Origin of the sequence: Pseudomonas sp. D8002 (assembly GCF_013385695.1) — a bacterium.
Taxonomy (GTDB): domain Bacteria; phylum Pseudomonadota; class Gammaproteobacteria; order Pseudomonadales; family Pseudomonadaceae; genus Aquipseudomonas.
Genome location: NZ_JACAPM010000027.1, coordinates 38,348 through 59,626, shown reverse-complemented (window position 1 = coordinate 59,626; position 21,279 = coordinate 38,348). Strand labels below are relative to the sequence as shown.

General features: G+C 61.9%; 19 protein-coding genes. 12 read left to right on the top strand and 7 right to left on the bottom strand.

Annotated features, from left to right (window positions below):
- Window positions 1–150: 150 nt before the first annotated feature.
- The 3 genes from HX807_RS16300 to ercA form a co-directional block, all read right to left on the bottom strand.
- Window positions 151–1,629: a DASS family sodium-coupled anion symporter gene (locus HX807_RS16300; protein ID WP_008434472.1), complete on the bottom strand. Its 1,479-nt coding sequence runs from the start codon at window positions 1,627–1,629 to the stop codon at window positions 151–153.
- A gap of 79 nt (window positions 1,630–1,708) precedes the next feature.
- Window positions 1,709–3,079: a hybrid sensor histidine kinase/response regulator gene (locus HX807_RS16295; protein ID WP_003207799.1), complete on the bottom strand. Its 1,371-nt coding sequence runs from the start codon at window positions 3,077–3,079 to the stop codon at window positions 1,709–1,711.
- Entirely contained in the window at window positions 3,063–4,226 is a 1,164-nt protein-coding gene (ercA, locus tag HX807_RS16290; protein WP_003207798.1) for an alcohol dehydrogenase-like regulatory protein ErcA, read from the bottom strand. Before ercA ends, HX807_RS16295 begins: the two co-directional genes overlap by 17 nt.
- Window positions 4,227–4,463: 237 nt before the next feature.
- On the opposite strand from ercA, the gene HX807_RS16285 reads away from it, so the two are divergent.
- On the top strand, window positions 4,464–5,129 hold the full coding sequence (locus HX807_RS16285; protein WP_177050469.1) for a response regulator transcription factor: 666 nt from the start codon (window positions 4,464–4,466) through the stop codon (window positions 5,127–5,129).
- Window positions 5,130–5,159: 30 nt separating this feature from the next.
- On the opposite strand, the gene HX807_RS16280 is transcribed toward HX807_RS16285, so the two are convergent.
- Together HX807_RS16280 and HX807_RS16275 are read right to left on the bottom strand one after the other, a co-directional pair.
- Entirely contained in the window at window positions 5,160–5,975 is an 816-nt protein-coding gene (locus tag HX807_RS16280; protein WP_003207794.1) for a sulfite exporter TauE/SafE family protein, read from the bottom strand.
- A 9-nt stretch (window positions 5,976–5,984) separates the two neighbouring features.
- Entirely contained in the window at window positions 5,985–7,229 is a 1,245-nt protein-coding gene (locus HX807_RS16275) for an FAD/NAD(P)-binding oxidoreductase (protein ID WP_087694487.1), read from the bottom strand.
- Between the two features lie 179 nt (window positions 7,230–7,408).
- Here HX807_RS16275 and HX807_RS16270 point away from each other — a divergent pair, with 179 nt between their 5' ends.
- A complete protein-coding gene (locus tag HX807_RS16270) occupies window positions 7,409–8,272 on the top strand; it encodes an MBL fold metallo-hydrolase (protein ID WP_003207791.1) in 864 nt (287 codons plus the stop codon).
- 122 nt (window positions 8,273–8,394) lie between these two features.
- Here the strand turns inward: HX807_RS16270 and bkdR are convergent, their stop codons facing one another.
- On the bottom strand, window positions 8,395–8,880 hold the full coding sequence (bkdR, locus tag HX807_RS16265; RefSeq protein WP_003212855.1) for a Bkd operon transcriptional regulator BkdR: 486 nt from the start codon (window positions 8,878–8,880) through the stop codon (window positions 8,395–8,397).
- A 195-nt stretch (window positions 8,881–9,075) separates the two neighbouring features.
- Between bkdR and HX807_RS16260 the strand changes: the two genes are divergently transcribed.
- The 5 genes from HX807_RS16260 to HX807_RS16240 all read left to right on the top strand — a co-directional run bounded on the left by HX807_RS16260 (window position 9,076) and on the right by HX807_RS16240 (window position 15,244).
- Window positions 9,076–10,311, top strand: a complete 1,236-nt coding sequence (locus tag HX807_RS16260; RefSeq protein WP_003212857.1) for a 3-methyl-2-oxobutanoate dehydrogenase (2-methylpropanoyl-transferring) subunit alpha — start codon at window positions 9,076–9,078, stop codon at window positions 10,309–10,311.
- A gap of 1 nt (window position 10,312) precedes the next feature.
- A complete protein-coding gene (locus HX807_RS16255) occupies window positions 10,313–11,371 on the top strand; it encodes an alpha-ketoacid dehydrogenase subunit beta (RefSeq protein WP_003212859.1) in 1,059 nt (352 codons plus the stop codon).
- On the top strand, window positions 11,372–12,646 hold the full coding sequence (locus tag HX807_RS16250; RefSeq protein WP_003212860.1) for a dihydrolipoamide acetyltransferase family protein: 1,275 nt from the start codon (window positions 11,372–11,374) through the stop codon (window positions 12,644–12,646).
- A gap of 3 nt (window positions 12,647–12,649) precedes the next feature.
- Window positions 12,650–14,029, top strand: a complete 1,380-nt coding sequence (lpdA, locus tag HX807_RS16245) for a dihydrolipoyl dehydrogenase (protein ID WP_008434480.1) — start codon at window positions 12,650–12,652, stop codon at window positions 14,027–14,029.
- A 195-nt stretch (window positions 14,030–14,224) separates the two neighbouring features.
- Window positions 14,225–15,244 (top strand): branched-chain amino acid aminotransferase, encoded by a 1,020-nt coding sequence (locus HX807_RS16240; protein ID WP_003212864.1) that lies wholly within the window; start codon window positions 14,225–14,227, stop codon window positions 15,242–15,244.
- A 139-nt stretch (window positions 15,245–15,383) separates the two neighbouring features.
- Here the strand turns inward: HX807_RS16240 and HX807_RS16235 are convergent, their stop codons facing one another.
- Window positions 15,384–16,280 (bottom strand): GNAT family acetyltransferase, encoded by an 897-nt coding sequence (locus HX807_RS16235; RefSeq protein WP_008434482.1) that lies wholly within the window; start codon window positions 16,278–16,280, stop codon window positions 15,384–15,386.
- A 285-nt stretch (window positions 16,281–16,565) separates the two neighbouring features.
- On the opposite strand from HX807_RS16235, the gene ctlX reads away from it, so the two are divergent.
- The 5 genes from ctlX (at window position 16,566) to HX807_RS16210 (ending at window position 21,276) form a co-directional block, all read left to right on the top strand.
- A complete protein-coding gene (ctlX, locus tag HX807_RS16230) occupies window positions 16,566–17,492 on the top strand; it encodes a citrulline utilization hydrolase CtlX (protein ID WP_177050467.1) in 927 nt (308 codons plus the stop codon).
- A gap of 11 nt (window positions 17,493–17,503) precedes the next feature.
- Window positions 17,504–18,550 (top strand): ornithine cyclodeaminase, encoded by a 1,047-nt coding sequence (locus HX807_RS16225; RefSeq protein ID WP_087694492.1) that lies wholly within the window; start codon window positions 17,504–17,506, stop codon window positions 18,548–18,550.
- Window positions 18,551–18,924: 374 nt separating this feature from the next.
- A complete protein-coding gene (locus tag HX807_RS16220; RefSeq protein ID WP_003212870.1) occupies window positions 18,925–19,704 on the top strand; it encodes an ABC transporter substrate-binding protein in 780 nt (259 codons plus the stop codon).
- A 160-nt stretch (window positions 19,705–19,864) separates the two neighbouring features.
- Window positions 19,865–20,566, top strand: a complete 702-nt coding sequence (locus HX807_RS16215) for an ABC transporter permease (protein WP_177050466.1) — start codon at window positions 19,865–19,867, stop codon at window positions 20,564–20,566.
- A complete protein-coding gene (locus tag HX807_RS16210; RefSeq protein ID WP_003208574.1) occupies window positions 20,563–21,276 on the top strand; it encodes an ABC transporter permease in 714 nt (237 codons plus the stop codon). Before HX807_RS16215 ends, HX807_RS16210 begins: the two co-directional genes overlap by 4 nt.
- Window positions 21,277–21,279 lie beyond the last annotated feature (3 nt).

Here is a 21,279-nt window from a genome sequence, read left to right as displayed (position 1 = left end):
AAGCCGGCCGGTAGGCCGCTGTGCTTTTGCTTTTGACCTTGATCTGACTGCCCCAATGAGCCCGAGGCCGAACGCAGGCAGTGCGAAGCGGGCCGCTGTAAGAGCGGAACCATAAGCGGCCGTTACCGAAATAACGGATATGCCCCCACCTCAAATCCACCCCAACCAACTCCAATACGTAGCCGCAAACACCAACATCAACCCATACCCAATCAACGTCACCAGAATCCCCACCTTGGCAAACTGCCGCGCCGTAAACGTGCCGGTCCCCAAACACACCATATTCTGCGGCGCATTGATGGGCAGGATAAACCCGTAGCTCATCACAAACCCCAGCAACATCGTCATCCCCAGCCGACTGAACTCCCCGGGCAACGTCTGCAACACCGCAATCAAAATCGGCAACAACGCCGAGGTCAACGCCGTGGCACTGGCAAACCCCAAATGAATCACGATCAAAAACACCCCCAGAATCGCAAACACCCCCAGCGGCCCCACCTGGTCCAACCCGGTATGCGCCACCACCTGCGACCCCAGCCACTGCCCCGCCTGGGTGGTCAGCAACGCCGTACCCAGGCTGATGCCAACCCCAAACACAATCACCGTGCCCCACGGAATCCGCGACTGCACATCCTTCCAGGTCATCACCCCGATCCCCGGCATCAGCAAGAACACCAGCCCGGCATACGTCGTTGAGGTCGTATCAAAGCTGTGCAACCGCCCCTCAGTCGCCCACGCCAGCAACAGCAACACCGACACCGTCAGCAAGCGCTTCTGCGGCCCCGTCATCGGCCCGATGTCCACCAGCGATTGCGCCACCGCCTCCTTGCCTCCGGGAATGCTGTCACTCTCCGGCGGCAGCAGCTTCAACACCAAAAACAACAACACCGCCGACATGATCAGCGCCCACGGCGCCCCAGCGATCAACCAGTCGATCCACGACACCCGCTGCCCCAGCATCTTGTCCATAAAGCCAACCGTCAGCAGGTTCTGCGCCGCCGCCGTCTGGATACCGACGTTCCAGATGCTCGTACCCTGGGCCACGACGATCATGATCCCGGCCGCAATATTCGAACGCTTGTCCACGCCAAACGCGGCAATCACCCCCATCATGATCGGCACCACACACGCACTGCGGGCCGTGGCGCTGGGCACCACCAGGCTCAAGAGGATGGTCACGGCAACTGCTCCGACGAGAATGCCCCGGGTGCTGGTACCCACGCGGGTCAGGGTGACCAACGCGATGCGCCGGTCCAGCCCGGTATGGGTCATGGCTGCGGCGATAAACAACGCGCCGGCCACCAGCGCCAGCGCCGGGTTGGAAAACCCCGTCAACGCCATGCTGATGGCCGGGCTGGAACCGATCAGGTGCGTGGGGTCTTGCAGCGACGGCGCAGTGCCGAGCAAAAACGCCATCAACGAGGTGATCATGATCGCGCTGGCCTCGTAGGAGACCGCTTCGGTGATCCATACCACCACCGCAAACGCGAGGATCGCCAGCATCCGGTGCCCGGCCACCGGCAAGTCGGCCGGCAGCGGCAACAGCAGCACGCCGACCATCACCAGTACGCCGACCACCAGGCCCAGGGGCAACTTGAATGAAGCAGCTGTTGTTGCGGGGGCACTCATGGGGTTCTCCGTCGGCCGTGAAATCTGGCCCACAGCATGAGGCAAAGCGTCACGCCCGGTGTTGACGGGTATCAAGTGGCTAGGCCAATAACTGGGTCAACACCGCCCGCAACTTGCCGGGCTTGACCGGCTTGTTCAGCAATGGCACGTCCAGGCGCTGCAATGCACGGCGGCATTGGTCGGTGCGGTCGGCGGTGATAATCACTGCCGGAATCCTGCAGCCAAAATGCTCGCGCAACTGGTGCACGACCTCACAGCCCACCACGCCATGGTCCAGGTGATAGTCCGCGAGAATCAGCTCCGGTGCCCGGCCCTGCAACGCAACCAGTGCGCCGGCCTGATCGGTCGCAGTGACCACCTCGCAGCCCCACTGCCCAAGCAGCGCGCTCATGCTGTCGAGGATGCCGACTTCGTTATCCAGCACCAGCAGCCGCCTCCCCGGCAGCGGGTTGCCGGTGCTCGGTTGCGCGGCCACTACACTGATGGGCAGCGGCATGTCCTCGCTGATGGGGACTTCGATGCTGAACATCGAACCGCGCCCCGGCCACGAACGCACCGCCACCGGATAACCGAGGACCTCGGCGATACGCTCGACAATCGCCAACCCCAGTCCCACGCCCTTGCGGTCGGCGGCGCGGCCCACGTCCAGTTGATTGAACTCCAGGAAGATGGCGTCCAGGCGGTCCGCCGCAATTCCGCGCCCGGTGTCCCACACCTCCAGGCGCAACCGCTCACCCCGGCGGCGGGCGCCCAGCAGGATGGAGCCCGCGCTCGTGTAGCGGCAGGCGTTGCTGAGGAAATTGCGCAGGATCCGCGTCACCAGCCGCAGGTCGGTGTTGATTGCGTAATGGCCTGTACGCGCCCGCAGGTTCAGCCCGGACGCCGCGGCCACCGACTGGAATTCCGAGACCAGCGGTGCGAACAGTTCGTCGAGACGGTACAGGGCGATGTCCGGCTTGACCGCCGCTTGATCGAGTCGGGAAATGTCCAGCAAGTCGGTGAGCAAATCCTCGGCGCCTTCCAGGGCCTGATGGGTGCGCTCCACCAACACGTGTTCGACGCTGGGCAAGTTGCGCTCGCGCAGGGTGGAAATCAGCAAGCGTGCGGCGTTGAGGGGTTGCAGCAGGTCATGACTGGCGGCGGCAAGGTATTTGTCCTTGCTGCGGTTGGCGGCCTGGGCGGCATCCCGGGCATCGCGCAGGTCCTGCTCGATCTTCTCGCGCTGGGCGATTTGCTGTTGCAGGTTGCGGTTGGCTTCCAGCAACTCGTCGGTACGCGCCGCGACCCGCTGTTCCAATTCGTCGTTGAGGCGGATGTAGCGATTGCGCTCGGCTTCCAGCTCGTCGAGGCGCGCGGTCAGTTCGGGGTAATGACTCTTGCGCGCCGAGTGGTTGCCCAGCCCCAGGAGCCCCGCGAGTGCCCGTTGCTGATCGTCAGAGAGCTTCGCCATAGACGACCTCGACGTCACGCTGGCTGGACTCACGCGGGTTGGTAAGGATGCACGGGTCGTGCATGGCGTGCTGCGACAGAAAGGGAATGTCCGCCACTCGAATCCCATGCAGGCCGAGGGTTTCATGGAAGCCGATCGCATGCTTCAACGCGATCAAATGGTCCACCAGCCGGCCGCAGATTTGCCGGTGGTTGAGGCCCCGGCAATCAATGCCGAAGGTCTCGGCAATCACCTTGAAACGCTCCGGTGCCGCGCTGTAGTTGAACGCCACCACATGTTCCACCAGCACCGCGTTGCACAGGCCATGGGGCAGGTCGAGAAAGCCGCCAAGGCTGTGGGACATGGCATGCACCGCGCCGAGGATCGCGTTGGAAAACGCCAGCCCGGCCTGCATGCTGCCCAGCATGATTTTCTCCCGCAGGGCGATGTCGCCGGGGTTGGCGATCATCTGCACCAGGTTGCCATTGATCAGGCGCATGGCTTCCAGCGCGTGGGGATCGGTCAGCGGGCCGTGGCCGGTGGACACGAAGGCCTCGATGGCATGCACCAGCGCATCGATGCCGGTACAGGCCGAGAGAAACGGGTCCATGCTCGCCGTGGTTTCCGGGTCGATCAGTGAAACATCGGGCACCACCGCCTTGCTGACGATGGAGAACTTCATGCGCTCCTGCTGGTTGGAAATGATCACGAACTGCGAGACATCCGCCGAGGAGCCCGCGGTGGTCGGGATCAGGATCAGCGGCGGGCTCGGCACGCGGATGGTGTCGACGCCTTCGAAGTCGAGGATGCTGCAGCCATGGGCGACCACGATGCCGATGGCCTTGCCGCAGTCCATCGGGCTGCCGCCACCGACGGCGACGATCACGTCGCAATGGTTTTCACGGTAGACCTCGGCGCCGAGCATCACCTCTTCAACCCGGGGGTTGGGCGAAACGGCGGTGTACAGGCAGTAGTCGATGCCGATGGCTTGCAGGCTGGCCTCGACATCGGCCACCCAGCCGACAGCAACCACGCCGGGATCACTCACCACCAACACCTTGCGCGCGCCAAAGGTCTTGGCGTAGTTGCCTACGTTGTGCCGGCAGCCGGCGCCAAAGATGATTTCAGGGGAAACGAATTTACGCAGGAGACTCAGGTTCGGGCTCATTGGTAAGCCTGTTTTTATTATTCTGGAAGATGCGCTCCACACTAACCCATCCGACACTGATTGCAATCAGACCAATGGGTGGCGCTGAAACCGCGACGTACGGCACGATCTACTACTTTGGTACTGATTCCCCTCTCTATCGTCGCATTCCCAAGGCATCGAGACTGGCATGTAATGGGCGCATGACCCTATGGATCGGACCTGCTTGAATAAGCAAAAATAATAAGGCGAACGTCCATGTACAAAATTCTGATAGCCGACGATCACCCACTGTTTCGCGAGGCGATCCACAACGTCATCAGCGACGGGTTCCCGGGCAGCGAAGTGATGGAAACCGGCGACCTGGACAGCGCCCTGACCATGAGCCAGGAGCACGACGATCTGGATCTGATCCTGCTGGACCTGAACATGCCGGGCATGCACGGCCTCAATGGCCTGATCAACCTGCGCAACGAGTCGCCGACGATTCCGGTGGTGATCGTGTCTGCCGAGCAGGACAAGCAGGTCGTGCTGCAAGCCATCACCTATGGCGCGGTGGGGTTTATCACCAAGTCCTCGCCCAGGCTGCAGATGACCGAGGCAATCCAACAGATTCTCAACGGCAATGTGTATTTGCCGCCGGAGATTATTCGCAGCCAGAAAATCAGCGGGCAACGGCGCATGAATGATTGCCTGGGGCTTGCGCCGGAGCTGCTGCAGGCCCTGACCCGCAAGCAATTGCTGGTGCTGGAGCGGATGACCAAGGGTGACTCGAACAAGCAAATCGCCTATAGCCTGGAGATTGCCGAGACCACGGTGAAGGCCCATGTCTCGGCAATCCTGCGCAAGTTGAACGTGCACAATCGGGTGCAGGCGATTCTCAGCGCCGGGGACATCGACTTTGGTGCCTACCTGCGGCGCTGATACCCGTAGGGGCGGGATGCTGACCGCATTTCAAGGCACCTGAATGAGGGCCCGAAACAGCATGCCCGCCGCCACCAGCACACACAGGGTGGCAAAACCCACCTGCAAGGTGCGCGCCTTGATCACCGAGCACAGGCGCCGCCCCGCCAACATGCCGACAATGCTCGAACCGATAAACACCCAGCCCATCGGCTCGATACTGACCCCGGCATGAAACGCGCCGATCACGCCGATCAACGAGATCAGGCTGATCACCATCAGCGAGGTGGCGACGATGCCGCGCATCTGCACATCGGTCAGTTGCTTGAAGGCCGGTACGATCAGGAAGCCGCCGCCCACGCCGAGCAGGCCCGATACCGCACCGGTCACTGCGCCGAGGGCGGCCAGGGTGGCGGTGCATTTGGCGGTCCAGGAAAAGCGCCCGGTCTGTTGATCGAGCATGCAGTTCTTCTGGCCCCAGGACGCGGTGCCGTGGTCGCTCGGCCCGGCCTCAAGCTTCTCCCGTTGCAGCATGCGCCAGGCCACCAGCACCATCAGCGCACTGAACAGGCCCATCAGGACTTTCTCCGACATCTGGTGGGCGAAGAAAACCCCCAGCGGCGAAAATAGCGCGCCAAGCAGCGCAATCAGCAGCGCCGCGCGGTAACGCACCAGGCCATGGCGCAAACCGTCGACAGCCCCCACGGCAGCGGCCGCGCCCACCGCGAACAACGACACGGGCGCGGCCTGGGTCATGGTCAACCCCAGCCCCAATACCAGGGCCGGGACACCAAGAATGCCGCCTCCGGCACCGGTCAAGCCCATGACCAACCCCATCAACACGCCCAGAAAACTTGCCAGCAGCATAGGGTTGCCTCAATCCACCTTGGCCAGACGGGTCAGCCACTCGCGGCCCTTGAGCATGCCGTTCCAGTAGAACCACGGCAGGAAACTCGCCTTGAGGAACCACGCCGAACGCCGCGCCACAGTCGGGTCGAGGGGAAAGGTCGGCAGCAACTTGCCGCCATAGCCGAACTCGGCCAGCACCACCTTGCCCTTCTCCACGGTCAGCGGGCAGGAGCCATAGCCGTCGTACTTGAGGGGCAACGGTGCCTGTCTGCGCAGGGCCAGCAGGTTTTCCGCCACCACCACGATTTGCTTGCGCACCGCCGCGGCGGTCTTGGCGTTGGTGGTGGAACACACATCGCCCAGGCCGAAGATGTGCGGGTAGCGCAGGTGTTGCAGGCTCTGGGGATTCACTTCGCACCAGCCGGCGGCATCGGCCAGGGGGCTGTGGCGAATGAAGTCCGGCGAGACCTGTGGCGGGACGACGTGCAGCAGGTCGAAGGTTTTCTCTTCGACGCGCACATTGCCTTCGGCGTCCTTGATTTCGAACCAGGCCTTGCGCGCGGGGCCGTCGACCTTGACCAGGTTGGAGTTGAATGCCAGTTGCGCCGAGTACTTTTCAACGTACTTCATCAGCGGCGGCACGAAGGTCGGCACGCCGAACAAGGCGGCACCAGCCAGGTTGAATTCGACCTTGATGTTTTTCAGGTCACCCTGGCGGAGCCAGTGATCGCACGACAGGTACATGGCTTTTTGCGGAGCGCCGGCACATTTGATCGGCATGGCCGGTTGGGTAAAGATCGCCTTGCCATTTTTGAGTTGCTGCACCAGCTGCCAGGTGTAGGCGGCGTGCTCATAGCTGTAGTTGGACGTTACGCCATGCCGGCCGAGGGTCTCTTGCAGGCCTTCGATCTTCTCCCAGGCCAGGCGCAGGCCCGGGCACACGATGAGGTTCTTCCAACTGACGCGCTGGCCACTGTCGAGCACCAGGGTTTGCTCGTCGGGCAGTAATTCGCTGACCGCGGCCTGGATCCAGGTGACGCCGTTGGGCAGCACGTCGGCCATGGGGCGCACGGTCCTGGTAACGTCATAAGCCCCACCGCCCACCAGGGTCCAGGCCGGCTGGTAGTAGTGGTGGTCGCTGGGCTCGATCAGGATGATGTTCAGGTGCGGGTCGCGCTTGAGCAGGCTGGCCAGCAGGCCGATGCCTGCCGAGCCGCCACCGATGACAACGATATCGCCACTGATGGTAGGTCCCCAGTGTTGGTCGTTCATGGTCTATGGCCTTTTTCAGTTAATGCACGCAAGGGTCGTTGCCGTATGGCACCACGCCCTAGCTGTTTGCCACCACGATGCCATCCTTTGCCTCGGGTCCTTTAATTCACTTAAGCTCACAAGGTTATGTGGAAACCTAACTGAATGTAAGTCGCCATTAGCTATCTGGGAAACCCGTCATGTCAGCGTTGATTCAATCCTTTCTGGACGAGGCGTCGTCGACCTACACCTACGTCGTCTACGAAACGGACGGTGGCCCATGCGCCATCGTTGATTCGGTGCTCAACTACGACCCGGCCTCCGGACGCACCGGCACCGGCCAGGCGGACAAGGTGATCGCGTTTGTGCGCGAGCATGGCTTGCAGGTGCAGTGGTTGCTGGAAACCCACGCCCATGCGGATCATCTGTCGGCTGCGCCTTATTTGCGTCGCCAGCTGGGGGGCAAGATCGCGATTGGCCAGTCCATCAGCAAGGTGCAGGGAGTGTTCAAGAACCTGTTCAACCTGGAGCCGGAGTTTCGGGTGGATGGGTCGCAGTTCGACCATCTGTTTGCGCCGGATGAGGTGTTTCACATTGGCAACCTGAAGGCCCAGGCGCTGCATGTGCCGGGGCATACGCCGGCGGACATGGCTTACCTGATTGATGACCAGTTGATTCTGGTGGGCGACACGCTGTTCATGCCGGACGTGGGCACGGCGCGCTGCGATTTCCCTGGTGGGGATGCGCGCCAGCTGTATGGGTCGATGCGCAAGCTGTTGGCCTTCGCGCCTGAAACCCGCCTTTATGTGTGCCATGACTATCCGCCCGAAGGACGCGCAGCCAAGTGCCTGACCACGGTGGCTGAACAGCGGGCGGGGAATATTCATGTGCATGACGGGGTGGATGAGGCGGCGTTTGTCGAGATGCGCACCACGCGGGATGCCGGGTTGGGCATGCCCACGCTGTTGTTGCCGGCGATTCAGGTGAATGTGCGGGCCGGGGTGATGCCGCCGGCGGAAGGAAATGGGGTGGTTTATTTGAAGATTCCCCTCAACCAGCTTTGAAATGCACTACAAAATGTGGGAGCGGGCTTGCTCGCGAATGCGGTGTATCAGTCTATATTTTCGGTGACTGACACTCCCCATTCGCGAGCAAGCCCGCTCCCACATTTGTTTTGTGTCGTTCGTTAGCCGAGGTTGATGCCGTTAGCCGGTAGCGGCAGTGCGGTCTTGTAGCGCACTTGCTTGAGGGCAAAGCTGGAGCGGATGTTGGCGACACCCGGGACTTTAGTCAGGAAGTCCATCATGAAACGCTCCAGGGACTGGATGGTCGGCACCAGCACCCGAATCAGATAATCGGGGTCGCCGGCCATCAGGTAGCACTCCATCACTTCGGGGCGATCCGAAATCGCCCCTTCGAATTGCTGCAATGCCAATTCGTTCTGCTTTTCCAGGCTGACGTGGATGAACACATTGACGTGCAGCCCCAGCAGGTCGGCGTCCAGCAGCGTCACCTGGTCGCGAATCAGCCCCAGTTCTTCCATGGCCTTGACCCGGTTGAAACACGGCGTGGGCGACAGGTTGACCGAACGGGCCAGGTCGGCGTTGGTGATGCGAGCGTTCTCCTGAAGGGCGTTCAGAATGCCGATATCGATACGGTCCAGTTTGCGCATGAGACAAAACCACCTGTTTATTATGTTTATGCAGTTTTTTTATCCCCAAATGATCTCCAACGCAATGAAACAGAGATAAATATTCTCCTGAGCCGAGCCTATGATTGTTGTAGGACAAGATTTCTTCTACCCGAAGAAGGACTGTCAGCTACCGCGCCCACTACAAGAAATTCACAAGATAGAGCGTAGAAAGCCATGACTCAGCAGTACGAACCACTGCGCCTGCACGTTCCCGAACCCTCGGGCCGCCCAGGCTGCAAGACCGACTTTACCTACCTGCGCCTGACTGACGCTGGCCTGGTGCGCAAACCCCCAATCGACGTAGAACCCGCCGACACCGCCGACCTGGCCAAGGGCCTGATTCGCGTGCTCGACGATCAAGGCCAGGCCCTCGGCCCATGGGCTGAAGGCGTGCCAGTCGAGATTCTGCGCAAGGGCATGCGCGCCATGCTCAAGACGCGGATCTTCGACAACCGCATGGTGGTCGCCCAGCGTCAGAAGAAGATGTCGTTCTACATGCAAAGCCTCGGCGAAGAAGCCATCGGCAGCGCCCAGGCCCTGGCCTTGAACATCGACGACATGTGCTTCCCCACCTATCGCCAGCAAAGCATCCTGATGGCCCGGGAAGTGCCGCTGGTAGACCTGATCTGCCAGCTGCTGTCCAACGAGCGCGACCCGCTCAAGGGCCGCCAGTTGCCGATCATGTACTCGGTAAAAGATGCCGGCTTCTTCACGATTTCCGGCAACCTCGCCACCCAATTCGTACAAGGCGTGGGCTGGGGCATGGCCTCGGCCATCAAGGGCGATACCAAGATTGCCTCGGCCTGGATCGGCGACGGCGCCACCGCTGAGTCCGACTTCCACACCGCCCTCACCTTCGCCCACGTGTACCGGGCACCCGTGATTCTTAACGTAGTGAATAACCAGTGGGCGATCTCCACCTTCCAGGCCATTGCCGGCGGTGAAGCCACAACCTTTGCCGGACGCGGCGTGGGTTGCGGCATCGCCTCCCTGCGGGTGGACGGCAACGACTTTGTCGCGGTGTACGCCGCCTCCGCCTGGGCCGCCGAACGTGCCCGCCGCAACCTGGGCCCGACCCTGATCGAATGGGTGACCTACCGTGCCGGCCCGCACTCCACCTCCGATGACCCGTCCAAATACCGTCCCGCCGACGACTGGAGCCACTTCCCGCTGGGCGACCCGATCGCCCGCCTCAAGCAGCACCTGATCAAGATTGGTCAGTGGTCCGAAGAGGAACACGCGGCGGTCAGTGCCGAACTTGAAGCCGAAGTGCTCAAGGCCCAGAAAGAAGCCGAACAGTACGGCACCCTGGCCGGTGGCCAGATTCCAAGCGCCGCGACCATGTTCGAAGACGTTTATAAAGAGATGCCGGAGCACTTGAAGCGCCAGCGTCAAGAGTTGGGGATCTGACATGAACGATCACAACAACAATATCGAGCTGGAAACCGCCATGACCACCACGACCATGACCATGATCCAGGCCTTGCGCTCGGCCATGGATGTGATGCTTGAGCGAGACGACAATGTGGTGGTGTTCGGCCAGGACGTCGGTTACTTCGGCGGCGTGTTCCGTTGCACCGAAGGCTTGCAGAACAAGTACGGCACCTCGCGGGTGTTCGACGCACCGATCTCCGAAAGCGGGATCGTCGGCGTGGCGGTCGGCATGGGCGCCTATGGCCTGCGGCCGGTGGCCGAGATTCAGTTCGCCGACTACGTGTACCCTGCCACCGACCAGATCATTTCCGAAGCCGCCCGCCTGCGTTATCGCTCGGCCGGCCAGTTCACTGCACCGCTGACCATGCGCATGCCCTGCGGCGGCGGCATCTACGGCGGCCAGACCCACAGCCAGAGTATTGAAGCGGTGTTCACCCAGGTCTGCGGCCTGCGCACGGTGATGCCGTCCAATCCGTACGACGCCAAGGGCCTGCTGATCGCCTCCATCGAAAACGATGACCCGGTGATCTTCCTCGAACCCAAGCGCCTGTATAACGGCCCGTTCGACGGCCACCACGACCGCCCGGTAACCCCGTGGTCGAAACACCCGCAAGCGCAGGTGCCGGACGGTTACTACACCGTGCCGCTGGATGTGGCCGCCATCGCCCGCCCGGGCAAGGACGTGACGATCCTCACCTACGGCACCACGGTGTATGTGTCGCAAGTCGCCGCCGAAGAAACCGGCATCGACGCCGAAGTCATCGACCTGCGCAGCCTGTGGCCGCTGGACCTGGAAACCATCGTCAATTCCGTGAAGAAAACCCGTCGCTGCGTGATCGTTCACGAAGCCACCCGTACCTGCGGGTTCGGCGCCGAGCTGGTGGCGCTGGTGCAGGAGCATTGCTTCCACTACCTGGAAGCGCCGATCGAGCGCGTCACCGGTTGGGATACCCCGTATCCCCACGCGCAAGAGTGGGCGTATTTCCCTGGCCCGACCCGAGTGGGCGCGGCTTTGCATCGGGTTATGGAGGTCTGAATGGGCACGCACGTTATCAAGATGCCGGACATTGGCGAAGGCATCGCAGAAGTTGAATTGTCGGTATGGCACGTCAAGGTCGGCGACCTGGTGGTAGAAGACCAGGTGCTGGCGGACGTGATGACCGACAAGGCCATGGTGGACATTCCGTCGCCGGTGCACGGCAAGGTGATTTCCCTCGGCGGCGAGCCGGGGGAAGTCATGGCGGTGGGCAGTGTTTTGATCAGTATCGAAGTGGAAGGCGCGGGCAATACCCGGGAATCGGCAGTGGTTGAAGACCTCGCGCCGGTACCCGCACCGGCGCCGAAAGTTGAAGCCAAGGCCGCGCCCGTGGTTGAGCCCAAGCCGGCAGCCAAACCTGCGGTGGCGGCTGCGCAAGCGCCCGTGGCCCGCGAGGCCGATGACCGCCCGCTGGCCTCCCCGGCCGTGCGCAAACATGCGCTGGATGCTGGCATCCAGCTACGACTGGTCCAGGGCTCAGGCCCGGCTGGCCGGATTCTGCATGAAGATCTGGACGCTTACTTGCTCCAGGGTCCGGCGAAAAATTCCGGGGCCTCCAACCCGTACGCCGAACGCAACGACGAGCAGCAAATCCCGGTGATCGGCATGCGCCGCAAGATCGCCCAGCGCATGCAGGACGCCACCCGGCGCGCCGCGCATTTCAGCTATGTGGAAGAGATCGACGTCACCGCCCTCGATGAGTTGCGCGTGCACCTCAACGAGAAACACGGCGCTACCCGCGGCAAGCTGACCCTGCTGCCGTTCCTGGTGCGGGCCATGGTCGTCGCATTGCGCGACTATCCGCAGATCAACGCGCGTTATGACGACGAAGCCCAGGTCATCACCCGCCTCGGCGCGGTGCATGTGGGTGTCGCCACCCAGAGCGATGTCGGCCTGATGGTGCCGGTGGTGCGTCACGCCGAAGCCCGCGACCTGTGGGGCACGGCGCAAGAAATCAATCGCTTGGCGAATGCGGCGCGCAATGGCAAGGCCAGTCGCGATGAGCTGTCGGGCTCGAGCATTACCCTGACCAGCCTCGGTGCGTTGGGCGGGATTGTCAGCACCCCGGTGCTGAACCTGCCGGAAGTGGCCATCGTCGGGGTCAACCGCATTGTCGAGCGGCCGATGGTGATCAAGGGCCAGATCGTGATCCGCAAGATGATGAACCTCTCCAGCTCCTTCGATCACCGGGTGGTCGATGGCATGGACGCGGCGCAATTCATCCAGGCCATCCGTGGCCTGCTCGAACAACCCGCCAGCCTGTTCCTGGAGTAACCCATGTCTCAAACATTGCACACCACGCTGCTGATTATCGGCGGTGGGCCTGGCGGTTACGTGGCAGCGATTCGCGCCGGCCAGCTGGGCATCCCGACCATCCTGGTGGAAGGCCAATCGCTGGGCGGCACCTGCCTGAACATCGGCTGCATTCCGTCCAAGGCGCTGATTCATGTCGCCGAACAGTTCCAGCAAACCGTGCACCACAGCCAGGGTTCGCCGTTGGGTATCGAAGTCGATGTGCCGACCCTGGACATCGGCAAAAGCGTTGAATGGAAAGACGGCATCGTTGACCGCCTGACCACCGGCGTAGCCGCGCTGCTGAAAAAACACAAGGTCCAGGTCATTCAGGGCTGGGCCAAGGTCGTGGACGGCAAGACCGTCGATGTCGGCGACCAGCGCATCCAGTGTGAACACCTGTTGCTGGCCACCGGCTCGAAAAGTGTCAACCTGCCGATGCTGCCGATTGGCGGGCCGATCATCTCCTCCACCGAAGCCCTGGCGCCGAAACGCATCCCGAAACGCTTGATCGTGGTGGGCGGCGGCTACATTGGCCTGGAATTGGGGATTGCCTATCGCAAGCTCGGTGCCGAGGTCAGCGTGGTTGAGGCCCAGGACCGGATTTTGCCGGCCTACGACGCCGAACTGACCCAACCGGTTGCCGAATCCCTGAAGCAACTGGGGGTGAAGGTGTTCCTCAAACACAGCGTCACCGGTTTCGAGAACAATACCCTGCAAGTGCGCGACCCCAGCGGCGAGACGCTGTCGCTGGAAACCGACCAGGTGCTGGTTGCCGTTGGTCGCAAACCCAACACCCAGGGCTGGAACCTCGAAGCCTTGAACCTGGACATGAACGGCTCGGCGATCAAGATCGACAGCCGCTGCCAGACCAGCATGCGCAATGTGTGGGCCATCGGCGACCTCAGCGGTGAACCGATGCTCGCCCACCGGGCCATGGCCCAGGGCGAAATGGTCGCCGAACTGATCAGCGGTAAATCCCGCGAATTCAACCCGGCCGCGATCCCGGCGGTGTGCTTCACCGACCCGGAACTGGTAGTGGTCGGCAAGACCCCGGACGAAGCCAGGGCGGCCGGGCTGGACTGCATCGTGTCGAGCTTCCCGTTCGCCGCCAATGGCCGGGCCATGACCCTGGAGTCGAAAACCGGCTTCGTGCGGGTAGTGGCGCGCCGCGACAATCACCTGATCGTCGGCTGGCAGGCGGTAGGCGTTGGCGTCTCGGAACTGTCCACGGCCTTCGGCCTGAGCCTGGAAATGGGTTCACGCCTGGAAGACGTGGCGGGCACCATCCACGCCCACCCGACCCTCGGCGAAGCGGTACAGGAAGCAGCCCTGCGGGCCCTGGGGCATGCATTGCATCTATAAAATGGCGAAGTTCAAATGTGGGAGCGGGCTTGCTCGCGAAAGCGGTGGATCAGCACCGAATGCATCGAATGACACGCCGCATTCGCGAGCAAGCCCGCTCCCACACAAGCCAAGAATGAAGTATTGTTGCGCCCATCCAGAAATAAACCATAAGCCTGCCTTCGACCAGGCGGTTGACAAAAGATAGAGGGTGTCATGGGTAACGAAAGCATCAATTGGGACAAGCTGGGTTTTGACTACATCAAGACCGACAAGCGTTTCCTCCAGACCTGGAAAGACGGCGAGTGGCAAAAAGGCACCCTGACCGACGACAACGTGCTGCACATCAGCGAGGGCTCCACCGCCCTGCACTACGGCCAGCAATGCTTTGAAGGCCTCAAGGCCTACCGCTGCAAGGACGGTTCGATCAACCTGTTCCGCCCCGACCAGAATGCCGCGCGCATGCAGCGCAGCTGTGGCCGCCTGCTGATGCCACAAGTGCCGACCGACGCCTTCATCGAAGCCTGCAAGGAAGTGGTCCGCGCCAACGAGCGGTTCATCCCGCCGTACGGCACCGGCGGCGCGCTGTACCTGCGCCCGTTCGTGATCGGCACCGGTGACAACATCGGCGTGCGCACCGCGCCGGAATTCATCTTCTCGATCTTCTGCATCCCGGTCGGCGCCTACTTCAAGGGCGGCCTGACCCCGCACAACTTCCTGATCTCCGGCTACGACCGTGCGGCTCCCAACGGCACCGGCGCCGCCAAGGTCGGTGGCAACTACGCCGCCAGCCTGATGCCCGGTTCCCTGGCGAAAAAAGCCAACTTCGCCGACTGCATCTACCTCGACCCGGCCACCCACTCGAAGATCGAAGAAGTCGGCTCGGCCAACTTCTTCGGGATCACCCACGACAACAAGTTCGTCACCCCGAACTCGCCGTCGGTGTTGCCAGGCATCACCCGCCTGTCGCTGATCGAGCTGGCAAAATCGCGCCTGGGCCTGGAAGTGGTTGAAGGCGACGTGCTGATCGACAAGCTGTCGGACTTCAAGGAAGCCGGCGCCTGCGGCACCGCCGCCGTGATCACCCCGATCGGCGGCATCGAGTACAAAGACAAGCTGCACGTGTTCTACAGCGAAAAAGAAGTCGGCCCGGTCACCCAGAAGCTCTACAAAGAGCTGACTGGCGTACAGTCCGGCGACGTCGAAGCGCCTGAGGGCTGGATCGTCAAGGTCTAAGCAACACTGCAAAACCAAACTGTGGGAGCGGGCTTGCTCGCGAATACGGAGTGTCAGTCGACAGATTTATTGACTGATCCACCGCATTCGCGAGCAAGCCCGCTCCCACATTTGATTTCAGCGTTTGGAAAACCGACGTTCAAGCTTTATCCATCGGGATGTTTTCCAGAATCTTCTTGCCCATGCTGATCCGCGGCTCCGCGCCATAACCCAGCGCCTCATAAAACCCCATCACCGCGTCATTGCCACTGGTGATCTGCAGGTTGATCTTCATGCAACCCAGCGCCGTCAACGCCTGCTCCGCATGCCGCACCAACGAGGCGCCCAGGCCCTGGCGGCGATAGTCGTTGTGCACCGCCACTGAATACAACCAGCCACGATGCCCGTCGTAGCCGGCGAGGATAGTGCCGATCACCGCCTTCTTGTCGGTGGCCACGAAGAACAACCCATCGTTGACCGCCAGCTTCTTGTCGATCGCCAGGCTCGGCAGGTTATGCGCCGCGTCATAACCAAACGCCGCCTGCCACAACGCCACCACCTGCGCCCGATGGGCCCGATCGCGATAGACGCCGATGGGATGGCGGGATGACAACGCCTTCTCCATCACCAGCGTGCGTTCATTGCCATGGTAGACATCGCGCACCGTGTGGAAACCCAGCTTGGTGTAGAACGGCTCGGCCGTCAGCGAAGACGGCACATGCAACAAGGTCACCCCGGCTTCCCGGGCGCGCAGCTCGATTTCAATCATCAGCAAGCGCCCGATGCCCTGCCCTTGCAGCGCCGGATTGACGAATACCGAGCGCACCACATTGGCGTCAAGTGCCGCCGTGGCAACGATCACCTCATCCTGAATGGCCACCAGCACCGTTCGACGCGCGAGCAACGCCACGACAGCCTCGGGAGTAAAGTTGCTCGCCACCCGCGCAATCACATCCGCCGGATAATCCCGGGCGTTGCTGTCATGCAGGGCCGCCAGGATGACCTGGCTGATGCCCTCGGCATCGGTAGTTTGGGCGAGACGAACTTCAGTGGGCATGGTTTCTCCATCCAGACAAAAAACCTCAGGCAACACAATACCAATGTGGGAGCGGGCTTGCTCGCGAAGGCGGTGTATCAGCCACCGAATTTATTAACTGACCCACCGCTTTCGCGAGCAAGCCCGCTCCCACATTTTGATCTCCACTCACCTCCACAGCCGATTCGGCTGCCCCACCCCACTTTTCAGCTTTCCCGGCTGAGCCACCCCCTCAGTTCAGCCGGGATTCTTCCTTCACACCGCACAAAATAGCCTCACTGCCCAACCCCATGGACCCGTGCCCCCATGCAAACCACCAACACTGTCCTGATGATCCGCCCGGCGCACTTTGCCTTCAACCCGGACACCGCGATCAACAACCGCTTCCAGCGTGCGCCCCTCGACCCGTTGGCGGCACAGCAGAAAGCGCTGGAAGAGTTCGACGGCTACGTCGACACCCTGCGCCATCACGGCGTGGAAGTGCTGGTGGTACAAGACACCCCCGCTCCCCATACCCCGGATTCGATCTTCCCCAACAACTGGTGGAGCAGCCACGCCGACGGCAGCCTGGTGCTGTACCCGATGGAAGGCCAGAACCGACGACTGGAACGCGACAAAGGCGTACTGCAAGTGCTGGAGCAACGCTTCGCGATCCACAACACCATCGACTTCAGCCACCTCGAACAACAGAACATGTTCCTCGAAGGCACCGGCAGCATGGTCCTCGACCGCCAGCACCGCATCAGCTACGCCTGCCATTCCGGGCGGACCCATCAGGATGCCCTGCGCCAGTTCGCCGAACGCCTTGACTACCAGGTCTGCGTATTCCACGCCGTAGACCGTCACCACGCGCCGATCTACCACAGCAACGTAATGATGAGTGTCGGCCGCGACCTCTCCGTGGTGTGCCTGCAAGCCCTGCCCGATGACCACGAGCGCCAGGCCCTTGAACGCTCCCTGCGCGACACCGGCAAAGACATCGTCGCCCTGGACTTCGACCAGCTGGAAGCCTTCGCCGGCAACATGCTCGAAGTCCATGACCGCGACGGCCAGCCGCTGCTGGTGATGTCGGCCAGCGCCTGGGGCTCCCTCAAGCCCGCCCAGCGCCAGCACGTGGAGCGCCACACGCGGCCGGTGGTGGTGAACATCGACAACATCGAACGCATCGGCGGCGGCAGTGCCCGCTGCATGTTGGCGGAAGTACATCTGCCCGCCCGCCCCTCATTTCAATAAGGAGTCTTCCCATGACCCGCTATATCGACGTCAACGACTTGAGCTACCTGGTTTCGCAAAAAGGCCTGCAAACCTGCATTACCGAGATGGCCGAGTACATCCGCGCCGACTACCTGCGCTGGCAGGACTTTGAAAAATGCGCGCGCCTGGCCAACCATTCCCCCGAGGGCGTGATCGAGCTGATGCCGGTGTCCGACGCGTCGCTGTACGCCTTCAAATACGTGAACGGCCACCCGAAAAACACCCAGAGCGGCATGCTCACCGTCATGGCCTTCGGCGCCCTGGGTGATGTGGACACCGGCAAACCGGTACTGCTGGCGGAAATGACCCTGACCACCGCGATCCGCACGGCCGCCACCTCGGCCCTGGTGGCGCGCTACCTGGCCCGGGACAACAGCCGCAGCATGGCGCTGATCGGCAACGGCTCCCAGAGTGAGTTCCAGGCCCTGGCCTTCCACGCGATGCTGGGCATCACTGAAATCCGCCTGTTCGACATCGACGCCAAGGCCACCGCCAAACTGGCCGCCAACCTCAAAGCCTTCCCGGCGATCAAGGTGATCCTGGCAGGCAGCGTGGCCGAAGCCGTGAAAGGCGCCGACATCGTCACCACCGTCACCGCCGACAAGGCCTACGCCACCATCCTCACGGACGAGATGATCGAACCGGGCATGCACCTGAATGCCGTCGGTGGCGACTGCCCCGGCAAGACCGAACTGGACCGACGAATCGTCGAACGGGCCCGCGTGATTGTCGAGTACGAGCCACAAAGCCGCATCGAAGGCGAGATCCAGCACATGCCGGAGGATTCGCCAGTCACCGAGCTGTGGCAAGTGATCAACGGCCAGGCGCCAGGCCGCGAAAACGCGCGCCAGGTCACCCTGTTCGACTCGGTAGGTTTTGCCATCGAAGACTACTCCGCCCTGCGTTACGTACTGGACGTGGCCACGGCGCTGGACGTGGGCAGCGAACTGGAACTGGTGCCGGACCTTGCCGACCCCAAGGACCTGTTTGCCCGCCTGGCCCAAGCACCGGTGGCACAGCAGAAAAAGCGCGCCTGAGACCGCTCTGGCCTGCCGCTTTGCGTGAAAGGCAGGCCGGAAAAACCCGGTCAACAAGCCGATTCAGCGGGTGCCGCAGCCGTTTCCGCTGTGACCCGCGTTTTAACAGCACATTCCGCCCGCCGCGGCAGGGGTAAACGACACAAAAAACGCACCATCTTGAAGCATTCTCTCTGACAACAAACAGCCCAATTTAGTGAGGCAGCCCAATGTGGCGAGGGAGCTTGCTCCCGCTGGAGTGCGTAGCGCTCCCGGGATTTTGGGGCCGCTGCGCAGCCCAGCGGGAGCAAGCTCCCTCGCCACAAAAGCCAGCTCGCCTTAGCTTTCAACTTTTCTACTGCCCTGACATCAATTACAAAATATAGGGAATACACATGACTCCGCTCCGATCACTTTTCGCTGCGCTGCTCCTGCCATTGGCCGCAACCGCTGCCCAGGCTCAGGAATGGAAAGAAATCCGCTTTGGGGTTTTCCCCGAATACCCACCGTTTGAATCCGTCGCCGCCGACGGCAGCCTGCAAGGTTTCGACATCGACCTGGGCAACGCCATCTGCGCCAAGCTGGAAGTCAAATGCGTGTGGGTCCACAACGAATTCGACGGCATGATCCCGGCCCTGCGCGCCCGCAAGTTCGACGCCATCATGTCCTCCATGGCCGTGACCCCGGCCCGCCAGAAAGTCATCGACTTCAGCGACCGGCTGTTCCTCAGCCCGACCTCGGTGATCACCCGCAAAAGCGCCGACTTCGGCGACACCCCCGAATCCCTGAAAGGCAAACAGGTCGGCGTGCTGCAAGGCTCGCTGCAGGAAGCCTACGCCCGTGCGCACCTGGCAAAACTTGGCGCGCAGATCAAGGCGTACCAGTCCCAGGAACAGAACTACGCCGACCTGCAAAACGGTCGCCTCGACGCCACCCTGACCGACAAGCTTGAAGCCCAGCTCAACTTCCTGTCCAAACCTGAAGGCGCCGACTTCAAGACCGGCCCGGCCTTCAAGGACCCGACCCTGCCGCTCGACATCGCCATGGGCCTGCGCAAGAACGACAAGGACCTGGTGGAGCTGATCAACAAAGGCATCGCCGCCGTCCAGGCCGATGGCACCTACACGCAGATCCAGAAGAAATACTTCGGCGATCAGGATATCTACAACGAGTGACGCCTCCTGTGGGAGCGAGCTTGTGTGGGAGCGGGCTTGCTCGCGAAAGCGGTGGGTCAGTCACACATGTATTGACTGAAACTCTGTCTTCGCGAGCAAGCCCGCTCCCACACAAGCTCGCTCCCACCGTAAAACTCTGCGCTCCATCGAGATACTTCCCATGAATGAATTCCTCAACTTGCAAGGCTTCGGCCCGCTGCTGGCCCAGGGTGCCTGGATGACGGTCAAGCTGGCGTTCCTGGCGCTGCTGCTGAGCCTGTCCCTGGGACTGCTCGCCGCCGCCGCCAAGCTCTCCAGCGTCAAGCTGCTGCGGGTTCCGGCCACGCTCTACACCACGCTGATTCGCAGCGTGCCGGACCTGGTGCTGATCCTGCTGATTTTCTACAGCCTGCAACTGTGGCTGAACGACCTGAGTGAAATGCTCGGCTGGGCCTACTTCGAAATCGACCCGTTCACCGCCGGTGTCATCACCCTCGGTTTTATCTACGGTGCGTATTTCACCGAAAACTTTCGCGGGGCGATTCTCAGCGTGCCCGCCGGCCAACTCGAAGCCGCCACCGCCTACGGCCTGAGCCGCTGGCAGCGCTTTCGCCTGGTGCTGTTCCCGCAACTGATGCGCTTTGCCCTGCCGGGCCTGGGCAACAACTGGCTGGTGCTGCTCAAGTCCACCGCGCTGGTGTCGATCATCGGCCTGTCAGACCTGGTCAAGGCCGCACAAAACGCCGGCAAGACCACCAATGACCCGCTGTATTTCCTGATCCTCGCGGGCCTGGTGTACCTGGTGATCACCACCCTCTCCAACCGCATCTTCAAACGCCTGGAACGGCGCTACAACGTGGGCATCAAGGGGATGGTGCGATGATCGAACTGATCCAGCAATACGGCCTGGCCTACCTGTTCACCGACGGTAACGGCTTTTCCGGGGTGGCGATGACCCTGTGGCTGTTCATTATCTCGGTGGTGCTGGGCTTCATCCTGTCGATCCCGCTGGCGATCGCGCGGGTGTCGGAACACTTCTGGATTCGCTGGCCAGTGGAGGTCTACACCTACCTGTTTCGCGGCACGCCGCTGTATATCCAGTTGCTGATTTGCTACACCGGCCTCTACGGCCTGGACGTGGTGCAGGACAACGCCCTGCTCAACCAGTTTTTTCGCAATGCACTGAACTGCACGCTGCTGGCGTTTGTACTGAACACGTGTGCCTACACCGTGGAAATCTTTGCCGGGGCGATTCGCAACATCCCCCACGGCGAGATCGAAGCCGCCAAGGCCTACGGCCTGCATGGCTGGCGCCTGAACCTGTTTGTGGTAGTGCCCGCCGCACTGCGTCGCGCACTGCCGGCCTACAGCAATGAAATGATCCTGATGCTGCACGCCACGTCCCTGGCGTTCACCGCCACCATTGCCGACATCCTCAAGGTGGCCCGCGACGCCAACGCCGAGACGTTCCTGACGTTCCAGGCCTTCGGCATCGCTGCCCTGTTGTACATGCTGCTGTCCTTTGCACTGGTGGGCCTGTTTCGACTGGCCGAACGTCGCTGGATGCGTTTTCTTGTTCCTACCCGAGGCTAACCC

Bases quoted from the DNA above. Each gene is read 5' to 3' on its own strand.
- HX807_RS16300 (WP_008434472.1), bottom strand. From the start codon at position 1,629: ATGAGTGCCCCCGCAACAACAGCTGCTTCATTCAAGTTGCCCCTGGGC.
- HX807_RS16295 (WP_003207799.1), bottom strand. From the start codon at position 3,079: ATGGCGAAGCTCTCTGACGATCAGCAACGGGCACTCGCGGGGCTCCTG.
- ercA (WP_003207798.1), bottom strand. From the start codon at position 4,226: ATGAGCCCGAACCTGAGTCTCCTGCGTAAATTCGTTTCCCCTGAAATC.
- HX807_RS16285 (WP_177050469.1), top strand. From the start codon at position 4,464: ATGTACAAAATTCTGATAGCCGACGATCACCCACTGTTTCGCGAGGCG.
- HX807_RS16280 (WP_003207794.1), bottom strand. From the start codon at position 5,975: ATGCTGCTGGCAAGTTTTCTGGGCGTGTTGATGGGGTTGGTCATGGGC.
- HX807_RS16275 (WP_087694487.1), bottom strand. From the start codon at position 7,229: ATGAACGACCAACACTGGGGACCTACCATCAGTGGCGATATCGTTGTC.
- HX807_RS16270 (WP_003207791.1), top strand. From the start codon at position 7,409: ATGTCAGCGTTGATTCAATCCTTTCTGGACGAGGCGTCGTCGACCTAC.
- bkdR (WP_003212855.1), bottom strand. From the start codon at position 8,880: ATGCGCAAACTGGACCGTATCGATATCGGCATTCTGAACGCCCTTCAG.
- HX807_RS16260 (WP_003212857.1), top strand. From the start codon at position 9,076: ATGACTCAGCAGTACGAACCACTGCGCCTGCACGTTCCCGAACCCTCG.
- HX807_RS16255 (WP_003212859.1), top strand. From the start codon at position 10,313: ATGAACGATCACAACAACAATATCGAGCTGGAAACCGCCATGACCACC.
- HX807_RS16250 (WP_003212860.1), top strand. From the start codon at position 11,372: ATGGGCACGCACGTTATCAAGATGCCGGACATTGGCGAAGGCATCGCA.
- lpdA (WP_008434480.1), top strand. From the start codon at position 12,650: ATGTCTCAAACATTGCACACCACGCTGCTGATTATCGGCGGTGGGCCT.
- HX807_RS16240 (WP_003212864.1), top strand. From the start codon at position 14,225: ATGGGTAACGAAAGCATCAATTGGGACAAGCTGGGTTTTGACTACATC.
- HX807_RS16235 (WP_008434482.1), bottom strand. From the start codon at position 16,280: ATGCCCACTGAAGTTCGTCTCGCCCAAACTACCGATGCCGAGGGCATC.
- ctlX (WP_177050467.1), top strand. From the start codon at position 16,566: ATGCAAACCACCAACACTGTCCTGATGATCCGCCCGGCGCACTTTGCC.
- HX807_RS16225 (WP_087694492.1), top strand. From the start codon at position 17,504: ATGACCCGCTATATCGACGTCAACGACTTGAGCTACCTGGTTTCGCAA.
- HX807_RS16220 (WP_003212870.1), top strand. From the start codon at position 18,925: ATGACTCCGCTCCGATCACTTTTCGCTGCGCTGCTCCTGCCATTGGCC.
- HX807_RS16215 (WP_177050466.1), top strand. From the start codon at position 19,865: ATGAATGAATTCCTCAACTTGCAAGGCTTCGGCCCGCTGCTGGCCCAG.
- HX807_RS16210 (WP_003208574.1), top strand. From the start codon at position 20,563: ATGATCGAACTGATCCAGCAATACGGCCTGGCCTACCTGTTCACCGAC.